The following is a 16,225-nucleotide window of genomic DNA, read 5'->3' as shown; positions in this document are numbered from 1 at the left end:
AGGATTAAGTCAAGTTCGCGGGCTGGAGGGGGTTTAGCGCCGCATGATGCCGATCCACTGGCCACAGGCCAGCCACCCGATCGCCCCCATGCCCACCCCATCCAGTGTGGTCGCAACGCTCGATCGATGCAACTGATGCTTAACGTTCAGGGCGATCGCTCGGCTTCCGGGCCACCCAATATTTGCTCAGGAAATGGGCCGCAGTTTCCACCCGCTCAAACCCCGCCTTTTCCAAATAGGCCACCAGATCATCCGTGATGTAGTGGCGATAGAACGGTTCATGGAACGCCGCCGGGAACCCCGCCAACACCGGCTCCAGTTCCGGCACATCCGCTGACTGAATCGAATCGCACAGCACCACCGTGCCCCCCGGCTTCGTCACCCGGAACAGCTCTTGGATCACTTGGGAGCGCACCGGCCCCGGCAACTCATGGAACAGGAACGTGCTGGTGGTGATGTGGAAATAATTATCCACGTAGGGCAGCGCCTCTCCTTGGCCCTGAGCCAGTTGGGGCAGCTCGCCGGGCTGTTGCGACAACACCTGATTTGCCTTGCGCAGGTAGGCCGGCGACAGATCCAGCCCAAACAGCGCCGCCTTGGGCAGCACCGATCGAATGAACCGCAGGGTGCGCCCCGTCCCGCAGGCCACATCCAACACCCGCAAATCGCGCCCCGTCACTTCTGGGAAAGCGCGTGCCCCCTGGGCGATCGGGGCCAATACTCGCCGCCGCATCGCATCCGCCGTTCCGTTAAACAGCAATTCCACCTGCAAATCGTACAAATTCGCAGACCAATCGCTCAGATAGCCATCGGTTTGGTAGTGGAAATTTTGCAGGTAATACTTCGGATAACCGTTGGTGTCGATCGAGGGCGAAAACTCCTGAAAACGCTGTTCCGACAGGCGCATCCAAGTTTGGAACCCATCCCAAATCACCAACGGGTAACACTTCAGGAACTCATCCCAAGCATTTTCAAACACCAACTCGGGCCCATAAACCCCCTGTTCCACATCCTGCCAGTCGGTTTCCAGCAGCGTTTGCATCCGGCGCTGCAACAACTGGAACACCTCCGGCGGCAGGTTTTGATTTCGTTGGGGCAGGGGTTTGATCGCATTCAAAACCCGCCTGTTCATTTGCTTGTGGGCCAAGCTAAAAGCCCCCTTGCTCTGCTGGAAGGTCTGATAGGCCAGCTTCAGCAGGTCATTCGGACTCGGCAGCGGAAAAGGTTGCTGTGGGCGGCGATCGGTGGTGGCAGTCATGGCAATGGGAAATTTTGAAGGGCGATCGACCCGAGACCGGGAATGCGTCGATCACTTGGATTATTAAGGGGCAATTCCCCGGCGAAAACCAAACCCCGATGGCAATTGGGGGCGGTCTTGAGGGTCTATTGTAACGAAAACTTTACGATCAATCGGGCGATCGGGCAGCGAGGCAGCCTTCTGGCGCGGTTTCCTCCCAGCATCGATCCAACCAAACAACCGATCTTTAGGGTGCTGAGGGCAATCGATCGCAATTTGGACGTTGTGGCACTGTTGGGTTTTGGCAGGGTGGTTAGGCGCGAATCTCATTGACCTGCGCGGCAATGGACTTTAAGAGCCTGAGTACGCCATAAAGTCCATTTTCTGGTTGGGAATAGATTGAAAAATCACTGGAAATCGCGTAGTGATTGCCTTGGATTTTCAAAAATAAAAAGTTATCGCCATTGGTAACTAATGCAAACAGGGGACGATCGCGATCGGGGTTGGCACAGGCATAGGCTAAGGCCTGGGGAATGCCTGTCGAAGCGGCAAATCGGGTGCGTTTTGACTCGACGATCGCCACCCACAATTCCCGGCAAATCACCAACGTATCAATCCGCCCGGTGTAACGTTCATGGCGATCGTCCACCACAATTTCGACGCTGGCTTCGGCTTGGAGCCGAAAGGGCGGATCGCAAAATCCTGCAAGATAAAGCAACGGCGAAACCAACAATAGATTCACCGTTGCTTCGGTCAGATCACCTTCGGCGCTGCTGTAGCGATAGCTGGCACGAATGCGATCGAGGGTTTGGCGTTCTGCTGGGCTGAGGGTGATTTGGGCAGTCTGGGCGGCGGTTGCTTCGGCAAAAAAAGCGGGGTCAGCGTTGGGGCTGAGCTGAAAGCGCGTTTCGACCTGGCGCAGGGTGAGGAGGGATTGGGCGATCGCGAGGGTTTCTGGCATGGGTTCCTCCAAAAATGCAGCAATCCATCAACCTCTAACCTAGGGCAAATTCGGTGAAGGAGCGGATGCTGGGGTGATGGTAGCCCAGTACCAAGTCTTCTTTGGGCACGCCGCGATCGAGCAGTTTCTAGGGTGTTGAGGGCGATCGCACCGGTCTGCCGTAGGGTGCGTAGGGCAACGGTTCGCAGGTTCCCGAGGTGGGGTTTGTGCCCTACGCACCGCTGCCATGGGGCGGCCCAACCGATCGGGAATGGTCGTTTCGTCGTGGTGAGTGGGGGTGCGTGGGAGATGACCGGGAGCTTGTTGTTACAAAGGTGGCGTTCCCTCGCTCACTCTATGCCGATTTGCATTAATAATGAAATTTTCTGTGATTTGTTTGAATCAACAGCTTTAAGGTTCGATCTTTTAGCCTGGATTGGACAAGATACTTAGGCGTGGAATAATAAAGTCGGAGAAATTAGTCAATTTAAAGTGAGTGCGATGATCAAACGTCAAGCCTGAATGTATTGTATCCTAACGGCCTCCGGCACTACAACCCAACTGACGGCTAGAGCAATACAGCCTTTACCTAGAACGATTGGTACGACATAATTATAAGTGTAGTTGAGTTATCGTCAGGAAAACTCATGGGTCGTTATTCTCTGGACTTGCGCCGAAAGATTGTAGAAGCTTACGAAAAGGGAGACACTTCAATTCGGAAAGTGGCAAAACAGTTTTCGATTAGTCCAGATACCGTCAGGCGGCTTCTAAACCTATATCGTTCAACTGGAAGCTTAGTACCTAAGAAGTGTGGCACGAAGCGAGTGAGCATCTTATCTCAGCATGAAGAAGCCATCTTAGAAATTGTAGAGACCAATCCTGATTTTACATTGCGAGAGTATTGCGAAGCAGTGCAAGAAAAATTGGGTGTCAGTTCTAACACAAGCATGATGGATCGATTTTTAAAGCAACATGACATCAGCCTCAAAAAAAACATACAGGAGCGAAAAAGTAATCACGGCGGAAGTACAAGCCGAGCGCGTGAGCTACTGGCAGAGAATTTTGAAAGTGGAAGCTGAAAAGCTTGTCTTCATTGACGAAAGCGGTTTTTGGGTTGGGATGAATCGCCCCATGGCCAGAGCTAAAAAAGGAATGAAGGCTTATGAAACCCAGAAGCCCTATTACGGTAAAAAGATGACAGTCATTAGTGCGATCAGGCGATCAGGAGTTGTCACAATAAAAGGATTGAAAGGCTCAATGAAAAAGGAAGATTTTCTAGAGTTTGTTAAAGTAAACTTGGCATCGCAGTTAAAAGCGGGTGATGTGGTTATCATGGACAACTTAAACTCTCATCATCGTCCAGAAGTGAAAGAAATGATAGAAGCAGTAGGAGCAACAGTAGAATATCTGCCAGTGTATTCACCAGACTTTAACCCTATAGAAATGATGTGGTCGCAGTTAAAAATCTTTTTGTGGAAATTTAGAACAGAAACCATAGAAGTGTTGGAACAATTAACTAGATTGGCAGCCCGACTGGTGGATTTACAGTGCCTGAAAAACTGGTTTACTAAATGTTGTTATTGTACCTAGTAATTGCGGTAAGGGCTGTATTATGCAGACTAATAGATTAATTGAAGCAACTCCTGAAGAGAAAGCCTTAGCTACCCAAGGAGAGATTTCCACCGCGATTGCCCACTATCGCCAAAGACTAGACACCTTACCTAACTGGTTGGATGGCTACAACTTTTTGGCCAAACTACTCATTGAACAAGAAGCTTTGCCGGAGGCGATTATCGTCTATCAGCAGGCCATCCAAGCTTTGCCAGAACAAGCCACACTCTACGTCAATCTGGCAACCTTACTGCTAATCCAAAGTAATTCTGCTGCTGCCTTGCGGGCCTATGAGCGGGCAATTTCTATAGATCCCACCTGGCATCACAGCTATCTGTGCCTAGCTCGGCTTTATAGACACTTGCTACAACTAGAGGACGCGATCGCCGTTTGTGATCGCGGTTTGAGGGCTTCTCCTGGGTCAGGCGATTTATGGCAACTTCGATCGCAGTGCTTAGAACAACAAGGGCACCTGGCGGCGGCGATCGAGGGCTATTTGCATCTGCTAGCGATCAATCCTGGCTCAGAGGTAGCCTATCAGGAGATCAAACGCCTGGGGATTAACCATCAGCGCCAAGATTGGTTTGATTTTTGCTCCCAGCATGATTTAACTCCCACTCTTCTCCGTCGCTTCAGTCAGATAACGAACTGTGATGACAAATTGGTTTGGTCAATAGAATTGCCTGCACATTTATTCGATCAAAGCGAGAAAAAAGCGGCATCTAATTTCCAATCGGATCATTTTTTTGAACTGAGAGAAGCGATGGTTTGGATCAATTCACAAACTGTTGCAATTTTAAATCACGAAACCAAATTTCTGGCAGAAGCTTGTACTGGTCAATTATCAACATTGGTATGCAAGAATATCATACCTAATTGGCCTAGAATTCAGACCGGAAAAGCATTAATTTTATCTATTTTATGCGGAGAAAATTACTATCACTGGATGTTTGATGTTTTACCCAGGCTTGGTAAATACAAAGCCAAGTTTTATCAGGATGAAGATGCTTTCGATAAAATTGACTATTTTGTTTTTGACAGAATTAACCGACCGTTTCATCAAGAATCCTTAGATTTACTTGGAATTGACCCCAGTAAAGTCATAGAAACAGGCAACCAAGCGATTTTAGCGTTTGAGTTTGTCTTGGTGCCATCCTATATGAACGGCATCACACGCTATGCCTGTAACTTTTTGCGCAAGACGTTCTTGAGCCAAGTTTTACAGCGTCAGGAATTGACAGAGATCGCCAGCGATGTAGGATTACAGGCAAAAAGCAGGAGGCAAGATACTCAACACGCAGAAAGCCGTCTGTCTGGGGAACCCAGCAGCTTATCTACTCATCCGTTAGAGACCGACAAGCCAGCTAGAAAAATCTATATCACACGAAGTAACGCGAATTACCGGCGGTTACTCAATGAGGCCGAAGTGATGGAGTTTCTCATAGCCGATGGGTTTGAGATTATTGAACTGGAAGCGCTGCCATTGTTGAAACAAGTAGCCATATTTGCCAATGCGGCGGTGGTGGTTGCGCCGCATGGGGCGGGGTTAACCAACTTGGTCTTTGCCTCGCCTGGAACCTGGGTTCTTGAATTGTTATCAATTTCCTATCGACCAGTTTGCTATAAAGTCATTAGCGAGTTTGTGGGACTGAATTATCACTATGTGATTGGAGAAGCAATTCAACGATCAGATGAATTGTTTCAAGGTGAACCAGCTTGGTACGACTTAAGAGTAGATTTAGAAAAAATCAAGGTGATTTTGGCAGAGTTTAGCTCCTCACTCAGTTGATTTAAGCCTTACAAAATCACCCTATCAACCCAATCTCACCTCGTCAACTGCCCTTGCATTACCTTTGAATTTCGGAATCTGCTGCGCCTCGTCCTCCTTTGCTTCCACCTCCACCAACACATCATCGTCCAACTCGATTAACTTACTCGCCATCGTGGTTTCGGGCCTCCCATTTAGCCCCAGCCTAGCCCGATCGCCCAAACAACGAGAAGCGATCGAGCCGGGCTTGCCAACACAGCAAACGACTCGATCGCCTCTGAAGTTACGACTAATTCATCAGCTCAGATTTAACTGAAACGGCTGCATGAAATTCATGATGAATACTGAATGGGCTGAATATTCAGCTCTGCCTGCCATTGGCTCAGGGGCTTTTCCCATCCCTCTTCCCACTTTTGAGCAAACAGGGGTTGAGCGGCCTTACCCATCTGAAATCCTTGAGCAATTGCCTCTAGCAAGAGTGGCAATGCTGTTGGTGCCATCAGCGTGCTGGTTATTAAACTGCTAGCCACTACCATGCTAGCCAGTGGGTAGGGAAACTGTGGCAGATGAAATGCCTGTAAACCAATTTCACCAATTTCAGAGGGAGCAAATCCAGTCACAATATGCCAAAGATCATGGGTTTGGCTCAGGCGCATTTCAACATACTCAGCATCAGATTGGGCAGCCATTCCAGCATGTAAATTGGGATCAAAGCCCTTTTCTTTCATTTCTGCTGCATAGATATACCCCAGCGAATCAGGAGGCAGGGTCAGGAGGGTTTCTAAATCATGAGCGGGTGGCAGATAGCGCTCACGGATTAAGGCGGCACAAGCTGGATTCTGACTGAGGTATTGTGCTGCCAAAGCGTAGGCGGGCGTTTCCAGCAAGCCATCCACTAATTCGCCCACTGTTTTTAAGCTATTGCTGCCAAGGAGCATTGCAGTGAATGACTTAAAAATCAGAATCTTTGAAAACAACGACTTCACACCCTGAAACAGGGGATTTGATGCCGGTGGTTGCATGGAACTGGTCAAAGAGTCGTTCAATGTTGCTGAATTAAGCGGTTGCATAGACAGTAGCTCCAGGGAACTGCAAAGTGAACCCAACCACCTCTCAAAAGAAGATGAAGTTGCTGAATAGTCGGGAGAAAGCTAGCACTTTCATTCGTTAACTCACACCCTGGCGGGACAGTGCTTTCAGGGGTGAGTCAACTCATAAAATGAGTATCTCTCATGTTTTTAGAATATCAGCAGCATTTTTGTCTTGTCAAGCAAAATATGAGTAAATTTCATTTTTAATCCAGATCGACAGCCGAGAGCAGTCTGAAATCTCAAGCACGATGACTGGCCCGTTCACTGTCCTTCGCTGGCAACTGTCATCAACCATCATGATCTGCGTGATTTCAGTCCTGACTCCACCCGATCGCCCCGAACAGTCCAACCCCAAACAACGAGAAGCGATCGAGCCGGGCTTGCCAACACAGCAAACGGCTCGATCGCTTCTTCAATTTCAGAATTACTAGTTGGGCTGGCCGGGGCGATCGGCCCCAGCGCAACTCAGCCCCCTAACCCCGTTGGGAATTAGGCATCGTAGTACAGCGCGTACTCGTAGGGGTGCGGACGCAGACGCATCGGGTTCACTTCCGCATCCAGCTTGTAGGTGATCCAGTTGTCGATGAAGTCATCGGTGAACACACCCGAATCGGTCAAGAAGCTGCGATCTTGATCCAGGGCTTCCAGCGCGCCTTCCAGCGAACCGGGAGTCGAAGGAACCTTGCTCAGTTCTTCGGGGCTGAGGTCGTAGATGTCCACATCCAGCGGTTCGCCCGGATCGATTTCGTTCTTGATCCCGTCGAGACCCGCCAACAGCATGGCCGAGAAGGCCAGGTAGGGGTTGGAGGTTGCGTCGGGGCAACGGAACTCCAGGCGCTTGGCCTTGGGGTTCGAGCCGGTCAGCGGAATCCGAATCGAAGCCGAACGGTTACCGGCCGAGTAGGCCAAGTTCACCGGCGCTTCAAAGCCCGGCACCAAGCGCTTGTAGGAGTTGAGGGTGGGGTTGGTGAAGGCCAACACAGCGGGTGCGTGCTTCAGTAGACCACCGATGAAGTTCAACGCCATCTTGCTCAAATTGGCATAGCCATCGGGGCTGAAGAACAGGGGCTGGCCGTCCTTCCAAATGGACATGTGGGTGTGCATCCCCGAACCGTTGTCGTTAAACAGCGGCTTGGGCATGAAGGTGACGGTTTTGCCGTACTTCTTGGCCACGTTCTTGATCACGTACTTGTAGGTCAGTACGTTGTCAGCGGCGCTGATCAGGTCGCTGAACTTCATGCCCAGCTCGCACTGGCCGGCGGTTGCCACTTCGTGGTGATGCTTTTCAATGGGCACGCCGCAATTGCCCATGGTCAGCAGCATTTCCGTGCGGATGTCTTGCAGGGTGTCGCTGGGGGCCACGGGAAAGTAGCCGCGCTTGTAGCCGATTTTGTTACCCAGGTTGCCGCCCGCTTCCATGCGGCCCGAGTTCCACTGGGCTTCGATCGAGTCCACGTGGTAGTAGGATTCGTGCTCGTTTTGGCCGTAGCGAACGTCGTCGAAGATGAAAAATTCCGGTTCGGGACCGCAATATACGGTGTCGCCGATGCCGGTGCTTTGCAGGTAGCCCAACACGCGAGCCGCGATCGAACGGGGGTCGCGATCGTACCACTCGCCGGTACGGGGTTCTTTGATTGAGCAGACCATGCTCAGGGTGGGCACTTCCATGAACGGATCCATCCAGGCGGTGTTGGGATCAGCCACCATGGACATATCGGAAGCTTGGATGCCCTTCCAACCGCGAATGCTGGAACCATCAAAGGCCACGCCCTCGGTGAAGGCTTCTTCGTCGATAAGGCTGCGATGGAAGGTGCAGTGCTGCCAGATCCCGAAGAGATCGACAAACTTCAGGTCGATCATCTCGATATTTTGGTCTTGAATCATTTTCAAGACATCTTGGGCAGTCGTCATGAACGAACTCCTTGAACCTGTTTGTTTAGTCGCTCTTTGGAATAGATGCGAGGCACTGCCCCTCTGTCACGGTTGCGCTTAGAGCAAAACCTAATGAATGACGCTTACTCGGGGTAGCGCTACATTCGTCACATCCTAAAGAGAGGCTAGGGCGGTTTTTGTATCAGAAACTACGATTTCTCTGCTGAGGGGAGATACAAAACTTAGTGCTGAGACTTTGGGCTAGGCGCTGCGGTGTGCGATGATTGAGGGGGCCCGAGCGTCGCCGCAGAAATCCGTTACACCGTCTGATGTGTAGCGATTTCAGCCGAGTCCCGGGACGAGTTTAAGACAAGCAGCTTCCTTAATGTAGGCTACTGTCAATATTTCTCTTCGATAAAGACTGTTGGGAGAATCGCTCATGATGCGCGATGCTGTGACGACTTTAATCAGAAACTATGACATTACGGGTCGCTACCTCGATCGCGACGCAATGGACGACCTGAAGGCCTACTTCGCGTCGGGTGAAGCTCGGATCAAGGCGGCATCGGTGATTAATGCCAATGCGGCGGATATTGTCAAGCAAGCGGGCTTGGCTTTGTTTGAGGAAGTGCCCGAGCTGATTCGTCCGGGTGGCAATGCTTACACCACTCGGCGCTATGCGGCTTGTCTGCGGGATATGGACTACTACCTGCGCTATGCCAGCTATGCGATCGTGGCGGCGGATGCGGATGTGTTGGATGAGCGTGTGCTGAACGGCCTGCGCGAAACCTACAACTCGTTGGGTGTGCCCCCGGCTCCGACGGTGCGCGGCATCCAAATTATGAAGGATATTGTGAAGTCGCTGGTGACGGCGGCCGGTGTGGATGCCAGCGTGGTGGATGCACCGTTTGATTACATGACCCGCGAACTGAGCGAGTCGGACATCTAGGATTTTGCCCGATGGGCAAGTCCAGCGAAACATCGCCCGTGGAGGTTGGGGCCTCTGCGGGCGATTGTTTTGGTTGGATGCAGGCTTGTGGATTTTGGGTGAATGCTTTCGGGATATACGTTGGGGTTAATCAACGGTTTAATCAACGGTTATTGAGGGTTTGGGATTTCAGGCCGATCGGGAAGTTTCCGGCCCGATCGCCGCGCCCATTGCCGTCAACAACATGATGATCCCCGCCGCCACAAACAGCCCGGTAAGGCTGATTTCCAACAACGCACCCGAGGCCGCTTGCGAAAAGGGATCCAAGGCCACCGCCGCGAACATAATCAGACTCATCATGCGCCCCTGCATGTGGAAGGCGGTTTGCTGTTGCAGCCAAGTCATGGCCAGCACACCCACAATGCCGCCACCGATCCCCATCCCCCCGAGCGCGATCGCGGCGAGGGCCGTGCTGTGAACAAAGCCCAGGGCAATTAACCCCAATCCCAAGGCCCCCGCCAACCAAGCCAGGGGCGTTTTGAGGTTGGCGATCGCGCTGAGCTGCCCCGCAATCACCACGCCCAGCAAGGCCCCCACGCCATAGGCGGCCTGAAGCGATCCAAAGGTGGTGGCGTTGCCCTGGAGGCGCACGGTCACCAGTTGGGCCACACCAATCACGATCGGCCCCAGAATGGCAAAGTTAATGGCCGCAATCAGCAGCAACCCGATCCGAATGTCCGATCGCTGCCAGGCGTAGCGCAACCCTTCGCCAATTTCGGCGGCCAGGGCTTGTTTGGGCGCTGCCTGAGCGGCCTGGAGCAATCGCCCGGGAGCCTTGGGTTGCACCAGGAAAATGCAAAGACTGCCGAGCAACAGCAACAGGGCATTGAGGGTAAAAGTTGCCGTCAACCCCACAGCCCCGATCGCCAAGCCCGCCGCCGCCGGCCCCACCACATTCGTAATCTGTTCGCTGCCTTGCATCCAAGCATTGGCCTGAGACAGGCGATCGGCGGGAACCAGTTTCGGCAACAGGGCCAAAACGGCGGGATACAGAAAGGCCTCCAGGGAACCAAAGAGGGCCGCAATGGCAATCATCCCCTCCAAAGAGAAGCGATCGGCCAGCAGCATCCCCACCACGCCCATGATCGCCAGGGCCGCGATCGCCCCCGCCAGCGCCGCCACCCGATTGGTGGGCAGGCGATCGCTCATGGCTCCCCCCAGCAACATCAACAGCCCCCGAGGAATCGCCGCCGCCATCAACACCGACCCCGCCGCCCAACCGGATTGGGTTTCTTGCAACACCAACCAAGTCAGGGCCACCAACCAAATTTGTGCAGCACAGAAAATTAGGGTCTGACCCGCCCACAGATACACAAACTGTCGGGCCGGTCTCGATCGCAATCGTTTTAAATTCAACATGGGATGCACCTCACACTGATTGCAATCACCGACTCAAACCGTTCACCACAGCAGTTCACTCAGCAATCCATACACCGCCACAAAATTGATGCGACTGAGGGCCACCAACCAGCGCGATCGCTCGTGGTGGTCTTGATCTCCCCAAGCGGAAATGCGGTTCCACCCGGCCGTTAGCAGCAAGATCCAAGGAGCAAGTCGCAAGCGACCCCAGCGCCAGAAACGTGCCCAGGGCCAGCGAGTCCGGTTGCTAGCAGGCTCCGATTCAGCAGGGGCAGATGCTGGAGTTAGCGTGAGTTTTGAAATCGTCCGCAGCATAGGTTTCAAGGGATTGAGGACTGAGGGGGCACTTTTTATTTCAAATGCTCGATATAAAAACGCCACGTTAAACACACGGTTGAGCCGGTGAAACGTCGTATTCAGCGATGAAAGTCCGAGAAAAAGCTCCAGAAAATCCAATCAAGCTTAATTAAGCCCAATCAAAAATGGCTTCAGCGTGGGGAACTAGACATAGGAACCTTGAAGTGGAAAGATAAATATGAAATTTGCTCATATTCAAGATATGAGCGATCCTCGTTTTTTGTCAAGCCCCCTACTGGCCACAGTGCAACGCATGATGACTCCCGGAACCAAAGCCCCTCCCAAACCAGCCGCCCGCAAGAAACCGCGCCAGGCCCGCAGCCAAGCCCGCGTGAATCGAATTTTGGATGTGGCTGAAAAACTTTTGATTACCGAAGGCTACAACGCCACCACCACCCAGGCGATCGCGGCCCAAGCAGAAGTCCCGATCGGGTCGCTTTATCAGTTTTTTCCCGACAAAAACGCCATCGTCGGAGCCTTGGCAGAGCGCTATAACGATCAGATGTATGCGTTATTTCTCCAACTTCATGCCTCAGAGGCTAACAATCTATCCCTTAAGGATTATGTTGATCGGATTGTTGATTCTTTCGATCAATTTCTGAAAACCCACCCGGGCTATTTAGCCATTCTCATGCCCCTGCAAGGACTGCCTGAACTGGCCGAAATTGATGCAGAAAATGACGAGCGCCTGATCAAGGGTTACATTGAATATTTTCAAGATCGCTATCCCGGTCAAACGACAGAAACCTATGAGGCGATCGCCTTTGTGATCGTCAAGGGAATTGGCACATTGCTATGGTTTACTTTCGGGCAGACGGACTTGGCACAAACCCGCTTAGTTCAGGAAGCGAAAAAATTAATGTTGAGTTATCTAGCCAATTATTTTGAAGACTCCGAGATCCTTGCAGACTGATCGATTGACTCGGAGGCTCAACCCGCGTCAGCAGCAGGCGATCGCCTGATTTGAGGATTACCGAGCGCAGTTGCACGCTTCCAGAGCGATTTGCACCCGCTGTTCGGGAATTGCTGAGCAGCGGGTGCAGCACAAGGCCTTGGGCCGGTTACCGGGGTTAACCAATTGCCGAAATTGATTGAATTCCTTTAAAAGGCGGCACCCAGATTCGAACTGGGGGTAAAGGATTTGCAGACCCCGACACCTTTTCCAAATCTCACCGGTAGCAAGGGATCCAGATTTTGGACTGCCAAGCAACCTTAAAACGCGCCTTAGATCGTGGGGGGATTCCCCGGGGCGATCGCCCCGAAAAGTGCCCGTTTGATGGTGCGATCGCCAGATCCTTAAATCGATCCTTAAAGCCCAAGGAAGTTTTTAAGGATCCGGGAAATCCCTACCAAGTCGAGACCGATATCGATCGCGGCCGTCGCCCCGCCCCAGGCGATTAGGATCGTGCGCCAGCCGCCTGGCACTCGATCGACCAAGGCAATAAGCTCTCGCAGGTGGAGGTTAGTGCGGGCCCGTTTGACCCGCTCCTCAAGCGACCCGACTCGGTTTTCGAGCAGGATCGTGCGGTTTTCTAAGTCATTGATTTGTTCTGGCAGTTTCGATAACTGCTCCATTTGGGCCTGGTTTGTGGCAACCAGGCGAGCGATCGAATCGCCGGAACCATAGAGGGTCACTTCCACGCGGCCCAGCCGCTCCCGCAAGTCCAGGACTATTTGATCCAGCATTTTTCCTACCCTGCCCCTAGAGAGACCAGACTTCGACGCTGACGGCGGCAAGCCAGCGATGCGGCGCGAAAATCAATCGCGACACTTGCACCGGCTCTGCACCCAGATCCACTAATAACGGCACAGCTCCAAGGGGCACGGAGACCGACTTGAGCACAACCTCGAGAGGACTACCCCCCGATCGCACAAACTTTGTCAGCACATCCAGGCGGCCGGCTTGTTGCCACCAGGGTTGAGCTGATTTGCTGGTGACCGCCACAGCCAGTTGGCGGGCCTGGAATCCACCCCCCACCCGGCTAGGAGTGAGGGGTGAAAACCGCCCCGCTTTGTCCACTTGGGCAACTAAGGGCGTTTTACCCCTCAATCTGAATTGGGGATTACTCACCACCCTTCATCGCCTTGGTCAAAGGCAACTTGCCAATTTCCTTGGCCAGTGCCTCTGTGACATAGCGAGTGCGGCCAACCTGGAAATTTTGCGGCATGTTGGTGCGGAAGCAAGTTTTGATCCAGTTTGCGATCTCGATTGAAGACATCGAGCTAGGCACACGAATATGCGCGTAACGCATATTCCTTTTACTGGTGAGCGTACCCAGAGCCACTCGGACTGTTTTCCCGCGCGGCAGTTCGGCGCGTGTCCCCTTGCCTTTGAGGGTCTTGCTAACCTGCGAAGAGGAAGGGGAGTTGTCGCCAGCGGAAGCCGTTTCATCTCGCTTACCAACGTTGACCTCGACGGATCCCGGTTGGCTGGCGGATGTCGTGCTTGCGTTGGTGTCAATATTGAAGACTTTGATGAAGTCAGACTTGACATACCCCCCCAAAAACCTTCCTCCCCGCAAAGGGAAAATCACGGGAAGGTATTTCTGCGCTTTGTCGGAGTCTGCCGCCCGTGCCGCTGTATCGGACGTATCAGGCGTGGCATTTTCAAGGGACAGTTGAACCTGATCTGATTGCGGGGGATTTCCCGTATTTCTGCTAGCCATGATGTTGTTACCTACTACGGTCTAAGCCTTGGTTGATACCAAGTGATCGAAACCTAAACCAAGTAATCAACGGCGGTAAGGATCGGCTTGCCTGCGGAGTCTACCGAGATCGTCACCGGGCAAGTAAACGAGGCCGTTACGCGCTTCGCGTCCAGGTCGGCCGAAAGATCCAGCCCACCGGGGTTTTCAGCGTTGATTGCCGGGATTTCGTTGACCTTGTAGGCCAGTTCAACCAGGTTGTCGATCAGCCCACTAGATGCCAGGTCGCCGCCCGATCCAGTCGTGTAGCCCGTTTCATCAACAAAGGGGACAGGATTGGTGGTGATCAAGCCACCCGTCAAGGAGGTTTCGATCGGGATCACCATAGCGCCCTGGATCAGCCCCGTCGTGGAATCGAGCTGATAGGTAATTGATGCGTCTTCAGGCGCGGTCGTCAGTCGAGGTGCGTTGGCAGCCCGAACAACCAATTCGAGGAAAGCCGCTTCAACGGTGGTTGACTTTAACGAGCCGCCAGAGCCGGGAGCAAAAACAGTCATGGCTGTTGCCTATAGCGATTACCCCTTGACCTTGACACCGCTCTGATCGAGTTGCAAGCCGTCCTTAAAAGAAAATTTGGCTTCCGTCTCTTAGGCTCGGAATAAGGGTTTCAGGCAATTATTAAGATTTTCTGCACCCACTGGGAGTATAAAGATAGCTTATGGAATCCCGAAGGGGGTTTTAGCATGGAGCACTGGCAGGCGTTTTCATTTCCGCCTAAGCCGAAATGAAAACGTCCAGAAACACGAGCACGAAATTCCTATCTCAGGGCACATAAAGCCAGTTTATTGATCACAGAGCTAACGAGCCGGTTCGTATTCCTTGGGAGCTTCAGCCGGCCACAGGTCAATCTTCTGGATTTTTTCGTTGTAGGTCTGTCCGTCCCAAGAGATTTTGCCGTCTGGTTTGACTGACTGTTTCCGCCACAGCAGCACAAAAAACACCGGGTGCATTTTGTCGATCGGCTTTTTGCGAGCAGGGTTCAGATCCAACACTTCCTCGGCGCGGAGGGTTCCTTCGATCGGCTCGAACTGAGAGAGCTTCGCCAGGCGTAGGAGGGTTTGGCGGCCCTCGGCCGGTGTGGCGGCCCAAAGTTGCATATCACGCCCACTTTCCAGCATCATCGACACCAAAAAGTTTCCACGCCGGTAGGTACCGGCCGCGGTCTTGATCTCCTGCCAGGTCAGCCCTGGCCGCACATCTGGGATCGTAATGTCGGCACGGCGGGCCCGCTTCTGAGTCTCTTTTTTGCCGGTGGCGCTGTTGCCGGTCTGATAATTGCTCGATCGCTTCTTTGGCTCAACCCACCAGGGAGCCTTGGGGCGACTGCTGTAAGTGATTTTGAGTTGGCGGAGTTGCAACTTTGGATTCCACTCCTGTTCAGTGATCGGATAGCCCAAGACCTGTCCCACGTCGCGATCGGCTAACACTTCGCGGGTGGCCAAGGCGTTAATAACGGACTGCTTAACCAGTTCCTGCGGGCCCGAAAACGTCAGCTTTTCGTCAGAGTCCTTAAACTCAACTTCAACCGTGCGGATTGGCTGTTCTGCCTGTGCTGCTTTGACTGCGGCAATGTGATCATCGATCTGAAAGCTGACCACATACCCCGCATCAATGATCGCCTCCTCAAATGATTCGATAAACTCCTCGACCGGCTGTCGCCAAAATTCTGGAAGCTTTTCAATTTGTTCCTCAATTTTTGCGTTGATCGATCCGTCGGCCATCGCCGTGGTAATCGAGGACATGCCGAACCATTCGTTACGCCGCGCAGTCAAAACAGCCGCGATCATTGTGTTAGAAATCATCGCTTGGCGGGCGGTGGTCAAAAACTGGTAAACCCCCGCCCGAATCTCTTCATTACCCTCTTCTGCAAGAGCTAATCCTACGCGGGCACTCAGCACCGGAACTTTGATTGATCGCGCCGCCGCTGCTTTTGATTTTCCGCCAAAACGACCGATCCAAAGGTTCGCCAGTCTCACGACTGACCACCCCAAAGTTGTCCCCAGAGCTGAGGCGGCGGCTGTAACAATCGCTTTGTTGTTTGCGTCGATTTGAGCTTGCAACGCCTGATCCGTGGCGTTCCAATCGAAATACTTGAGAGTGAAATAAGCGTTAACGACGCTATCCCAAATCGTGCTGAAGTCCAAGGGCGGCAGTAGTTTTAGCAGCGAAGAAAATCCAAATCCCGCAAAACGAGACAGGGACTTAATTAGTTTTCCGCCTTTTTGAGCTGCTTTTGCTGCGTTGCGTTGTAGGTCAATCTTCGTTTTTACGATTTTTGACTGCAACGTTGCTCGCAT

At 52.6% G+C, this 16,225-nt stretch carries 17 protein-coding genes; 5 read left to right on the top strand and 12 right to left on the bottom strand.

Annotated features, from left to right (window positions below):
- Nucleotides 1-139 precede the first annotated feature (139 nt).
- From AC2IAX_RS14770 to AC2IAX_RS14760, 3 genes are all read right to left on the bottom strand, one after another.
- Nucleotides 140-1,258 (bottom strand): class I SAM-dependent methyltransferase, encoded by a 1,119-nt coding sequence (locus AC2IAX_RS14770; RefSeq protein ID WP_494388153.1) that lies wholly within the window; start codon nt 1,256-1,258, stop codon nt 140-142.
- 292 nt (nt 1,259-1,550) lie between these two features.
- Nucleotides 1,551-2,198 (bottom strand): type I restriction endonuclease subunit R, encoded by a 648-nt coding sequence (locus tag AC2IAX_RS14765; protein ID WP_494388152.1) that lies wholly within the window; start codon nt 2,196-2,198, stop codon nt 1,551-1,553.
- Nucleotides 2,199-2,232: 34 nt separating this feature from the next.
- Nucleotides 2,233-2,322 carry an element excision factor XisI family protein gene (locus AC2IAX_RS14760; RefSeq protein WP_494390405.1) on the bottom strand — a complete coding sequence of 30 codons (90 nt, stop codon included), beginning with the start codon at nt 2,320-2,322 and terminating at the stop codon, nt 2,233-2,235.
- Nucleotides 2,323-2,824: 502 nt separating this feature from the next.
- Between AC2IAX_RS14760 and AC2IAX_RS14755 the strand changes: the two genes are divergently transcribed.
- A protein-coding gene (locus tag AC2IAX_RS14755; protein ID WP_494388151.1) for an IS630 family transposase occupies nt 2,825-3,767 on the top strand; the annotation gives its coding sequence in 2 pieces (ribosomal slippage) (nt 2,825-3,165 and nt 3,164-3,767; 945 coding nt in all).
- 22 nt (nt 3,768-3,789) lie between these two features.
- Nucleotides 3,790-5,577, top strand: coding sequence for a glycosyltransferase 61 family protein (locus AC2IAX_RS14750; protein ID WP_494388150.1), 1,788 nt, complete (start codon nt 3,790-3,792; stop codon nt 5,575-5,577).
- Between the two features lie 311 nt (nt 5,578-5,888).
- Here the strand turns inward: AC2IAX_RS14750 and AC2IAX_RS14745 are convergent, their stop codons facing one another.
- A complete protein-coding gene (locus AC2IAX_RS14745; RefSeq protein ID WP_494388149.1) occupies nt 5,889-6,626 on the bottom strand; it encodes a Coq4 family protein in 738 nt (245 codons plus the stop codon).
- Nucleotides 6,627-6,943: 317 nt separating this feature from the next.
- On the opposite strand from AC2IAX_RS14745, the gene AC2IAX_RS14740 reads away from it, so the two are divergent.
- Nucleotides 6,944-7,078, top strand: coding sequence for a hypothetical protein (locus tag AC2IAX_RS14740; protein WP_494388148.1), 135 nt, complete (start codon nt 6,944-6,946; stop codon nt 7,076-7,078).
- A gap of 58 nt (nt 7,079-7,136) precedes the next feature.
- Here AC2IAX_RS14740 and glnA read toward each other — a convergent pair whose 3' ends face one another.
- Nucleotides 7,137-8,558 (bottom strand): type I glutamate--ammonia ligase, encoded by a 1,422-nt coding sequence (gene glnA, locus AC2IAX_RS14735; protein WP_494388147.1) that lies wholly within the window; start codon nt 8,556-8,558, stop codon nt 7,137-7,139.
- 403 nt (nt 8,559-8,961) lie between these two features.
- On the opposite strand from glnA, the gene apcB reads away from it, so the two are divergent.
- On the top strand, nt 8,962-9,468 hold the full coding sequence (gene apcB / locus AC2IAX_RS14730; protein ID WP_099531842.1) for an allophycocyanin subunit beta: 507 nt from the start codon (nt 8,962-8,964) through the stop codon (nt 9,466-9,468).
- Nucleotides 9,469-9,636: 168 nt separating this feature from the next.
- On the opposite strand, the gene AC2IAX_RS14725 is transcribed toward apcB, so the two are convergent.
- Together AC2IAX_RS14725 and AC2IAX_RS14720 are read right to left on the bottom strand one after the other, a co-directional pair.
- The gene (locus AC2IAX_RS14725) at nt 9,637-10,866 is read right to left on the bottom strand and encodes an MFS transporter (protein WP_494388146.1); all 1,230 of its coding nucleotides are present in this window, start codon (nt 10,864-10,866) and stop codon (nt 9,637-9,639) included.
- Nucleotides 10,867-10,908: 42 nt separating this feature from the next.
- Nucleotides 10,909-11,067, bottom strand: coding sequence for a hypothetical protein (locus tag AC2IAX_RS14720; RefSeq protein ID WP_494388145.1), 159 nt, complete (start codon nt 11,065-11,067; stop codon nt 10,909-10,911).
- A 334-nt stretch (nt 11,068-11,401) separates the two neighbouring features.
- Between AC2IAX_RS14720 and AC2IAX_RS14715 the strand changes: the two genes are divergently transcribed.
- Entirely contained in the window at nt 11,402-12,136 is a 735-nt protein-coding gene (locus AC2IAX_RS14715) for a TetR/AcrR family transcriptional regulator (protein WP_494388144.1), read from the top strand.
- Between the two features lie 395 nt (nt 12,137-12,531).
- On the opposite strand, the gene AC2IAX_RS14710 is transcribed toward AC2IAX_RS14715, so the two are convergent.
- The 5 genes from AC2IAX_RS14710 to AC2IAX_RS14690 all read right to left on the bottom strand — a co-directional run bounded on the left by AC2IAX_RS14710 (nt 12,532) and on the right by AC2IAX_RS14690 (nt 15,904).
- Nucleotides 12,532-12,909 (bottom strand): hypothetical protein, encoded by a 378-nt coding sequence (locus AC2IAX_RS14710; protein WP_494388143.1) that lies wholly within the window; start codon nt 12,907-12,909, stop codon nt 12,532-12,534.
- Nucleotides 12,910-12,925: 16 nt separating this feature from the next.
- Nucleotides 12,926-13,243, bottom strand: a complete 318-nt coding sequence (locus tag AC2IAX_RS14705) for a hypothetical protein (protein ID WP_494388142.1) — start codon at nt 13,241-13,243, stop codon at nt 12,926-12,928.
- Nucleotides 13,244-13,286: 43 nt separating this feature from the next.
- The gene (locus tag AC2IAX_RS14700; protein WP_494388141.1) at nt 13,287-13,889 is read right to left on the bottom strand and encodes a hypothetical protein; all 603 of its coding nucleotides are present in this window, start codon (nt 13,887-13,889) and stop codon (nt 13,287-13,289) included.
- Nucleotides 13,890-13,942: 53 nt separating this feature from the next.
- The gene (locus AC2IAX_RS14695; RefSeq protein WP_494388140.1) at nt 13,943-14,425 is read right to left on the bottom strand and encodes a hypothetical protein; all 483 of its coding nucleotides are present in this window, start codon (nt 14,423-14,425) and stop codon (nt 13,943-13,945) included.
- Nucleotides 14,426-14,725: 300 nt separating this feature from the next.
- Nucleotides 14,726-15,904: a hypothetical protein gene (locus AC2IAX_RS14690; RefSeq protein WP_494388139.1), complete on the bottom strand. Its 1,179-nt coding sequence runs from the start codon at nt 15,902-15,904 to the stop codon at nt 14,726-14,728.
- Nucleotides 15,905-16,225: the final 321 nt, after the last annotated feature.

This window comes from Limnothrix sp. HT2024, from assembly GCF_059138625.1.
The sequence above is the reverse complement of the archived record's forward strand: the minus strand, read 5'-3'. Positions and strand labels throughout refer to the sequence as shown.